General features: G+C 49.6%; 2 rRNA genes. Both read left to right on the forward strand.

Features of this window, described 5'->3' with window-relative positions:
• Nucleotides 1-2,643, forward strand: a 23S ribosomal RNA gene (locus IE082_RS10920); the annotation flags it as partial.
• Between the two features lie 157 nt (nucleotides 2,644-2,800).
• Nucleotides 2,801-2,913: ribosomal RNA gene (rrf, locus tag IE082_RS10925) — 5S ribosomal RNA — on the forward strand.
• Nucleotides 2,914-3,004: the final 91 nt, after the last annotated feature.

Raw genomic sequence — 3,004 nt, forward strand, 5'->3', positions numbered from 1 at the left:
TCCCAAAGTAGTGGCGAGCGAAATGGGACCAGCCGTGTAGTGATATATGATTTGTTAGTAGAATGGAATGGAAAGTCCAGCTATAGAGGGTGATAGCCCCGTATACGAAAACACATCATAGGTACTAAGCTACAGACAAGTAGGGCGGGACACGAGAAATCCTGTCTGAATATGGGGGGACCATCCTCCAAGGCTAAATACTCGTAATCGACCGATAGTGAACCAGTACCGTGAGGGAAAGGCGAAAAGAACCCCGGGAGGGGAGTGAAATAGATCCTGAAACCGCATGCATACAAACAGTAGGAGCGGACTTGTTCCGTGACTGCGTACCTTTTGTATAATGGGTCAGCGACTTACATTGTGTTGCGAGCTTAACCGAATAGGGGAGGCGTAGCGAAAGCGAGTCTGATAAGGGCGACAGTAGCACGGTGTAGACCCGAAACCAAGTGATCTATCCATGGCCAGGATGAAGGTTGGGTAACACCAACTGGAGGTCCGAACCCACTAATGTTGAAAAATTAGGGGATGAGCTGTGGATAGGGGTGAAAGGCTAAACAAACTTGGAGATAGCTGGTTCTCTCCGAAAACTATTTAGGTAGTGCCTCAAGTATTGCCAACGGGGGTAGAGCACTGTTATGGCTAGGGGGTCATCGCGACTTACCAAACCATGGCAAACTCCGAATACCGTTGAGTATGAGCTTGGGAGACAGACATCGGGTGCTAACGTCCGGTGTCAAGAGGGAAACAACCCAGACCGCCAGCTAAGGTCCCCAATATAAGCTAAGTGGGAAACGAAGTGGGAAGGCTAAGACAGTCAGGAGGTTGGCTTAGAAGCAGCCACCCTTTAAAGAAAGCGTAATAGCTCACTGATCGAGTCGTCCTGCGCGGAAGATGTAACGGGGCTAAGCTTATAACCGAAGCTGCGGATACGTGCTTGCACGTATGGTAGGAGAGCGTTCTGTAAGCCTGTGAAGGTGCGTTGAGAAGCGTGCTGGAGGTATCAGAAGTGCGAATGCTGACATGAGTAGCGATAAAGGGGGTGAAAGGCCCCCTCGCCGTAAGCCCAAGGATTCCTACGCAACGTTCATCGGCGTAGGGTTAGTCGGCCCCTAAGACGAGGCTGAAAAGCGTAGTTGATGGGAAACAGGTTAATATTCCTGTACCTATGTGTAGTGCGATGTGGGGACGGATAATTGAAGGTGGGCCACTTATTGGATTGTGGTTTCTGCGATGTAGGCGAGCGTTAGGCAAATCCGGCGCTCATATACCAAGGTCGTGGATCGAGGTGCTTAGGCACTGAAGTCATTGGATGTTGTTCCAAGAAAAGCCACTAAGCTCCAGCTACACAAGACCGTACCGCAAACCGACACAGGTGGGCGAGATGAGTATTCTAAGGCGCTTGAGAGAACTGCGGAGAAGGAACTCGGCAAATTGACACCGTAACTTCGGAAGAAGGTGTGCCCTGGTAATGTGATGTGAACAACTGAGCATGAAAGGGTCTCAGAGAATCGGTGGCTGCGACTGTTTAATAAAAACACAGCACTCTGCAAACACGAAAGTGGACGTATAGGGTGTGACGCCTGCCCGGTGCTGGAAGATTAAATGATGGGGTGCAAGCTCTTGATTGAAGTCCCAGTAAACGGCGGCCGTAACTATAACGGTCCTAAGGTAGCGAAATTCCTTGTCGGGTAAGTTCCGACCTGCACGAATGGCGTAACGATGGCCACACTGTCTCCTCCGCAGACTCAGCGAAGTTGAAATGTTTGTGATGATGCAATCTCCCCGCGGCTAGACGGAAAGACCCCATGAACCTTTACTGTAGCTTTGCATTGTATGTTGAATCGTTTTGTGTAGGATAGGTGGGAGACTTTGAAGCCGTGGCGCCAGCCATGGTGGAGTCAACCTTGAAATACCACCCTGAATTATTTGACGTTCTAACCTAGGCCCCTGAATCGGGGTTGGGGACAGTGCATGGTAGGCAGTTTGACTGGGGCGGTCTCCTCCCAAATTGTAACGGAGGAGTTCGAAGGTACGCTTAACACGGTCGGACATCGTGTGTAAAGTGCAATGGCAAAAGCGTGCTTAACTGCGAGACTGACAAGTCGAGCAGGTGCGAAAGCAGGACATAGTGATCCGGTGGTTCTGAATGGAAGGGCCATCGCTCAACGGATAAAAGGTACTCTGGGGATAACAGGCTGATACCGCCCAAGAGTTCATATCGACGGCGGTGTTTGGCACCTCGATGTCGGCTCATCTCATCCTGGGGCTGTAGTCGGTCCCAAGGGTATGGCTGTTCGCCATTTAAAGAGGTACGTGAGCTGGGTTTAAAACGTCGTGAGACAGTTTGGTCCCTATCTGCCGTGGGCGCTGGAAATTTGACGGGGGCTGTTCCTAGTACGAGAGGACCGGAATGGACGTACCGCTGGTGTACCTGTTGTCTCGCCAGAGGCATCGCAGGGTAGCTATGTACGGAAGAGATAACCGCTGAAAGCATCTAAGCGGGAAACTTGCCTGAAGATTAGATTTCCCAGGAGCTTGACTCCTTTGAAGGGTCGTTCGAGACCAGGACGTTGATAGGCTGGGTGTGGAAGCGCAGTAATGCGTTAAGCTAACCAGTACTAATTGCCCGTAAGGCTTGACCTTATAACTGTACTGATTGATACAGTGACAACAACTAAGTGATTTAATGGTTTGTTGATTCAATCTAACCCAAATTGCTTCTAATCAGGTTTCGACTGTTCTTTTAAACAGCCAAAGTATTTTGTTTGTTGTAAAGCATCACAACAGACTACAAGCTTTGCTTGACGACCATAGCAAGTTGGTCCCACTCCTTCCCATCCCGAACAGGACAGTGAAACGACTTAGCGCCAATGATAGTGTGGATTCCCATGTGAAAGTAGGTCATCGTCAGGCTTTTATACCAAAACACCCCAGTCTCAGACTGGGGTGTTTTTTTATATCTGCTATTTGAGATAAACTAAAATGGCGGATCGCTCAAAACAAC

The organism is Formosimonas limnophila (genome assembly GCF_014652675.1).
In the GTDB taxonomy this organism is placed as follows: domain Bacteria; phylum Pseudomonadota; class Gammaproteobacteria; order Burkholderiales; family Burkholderiaceae; genus Hydromonas; species Hydromonas limnophila.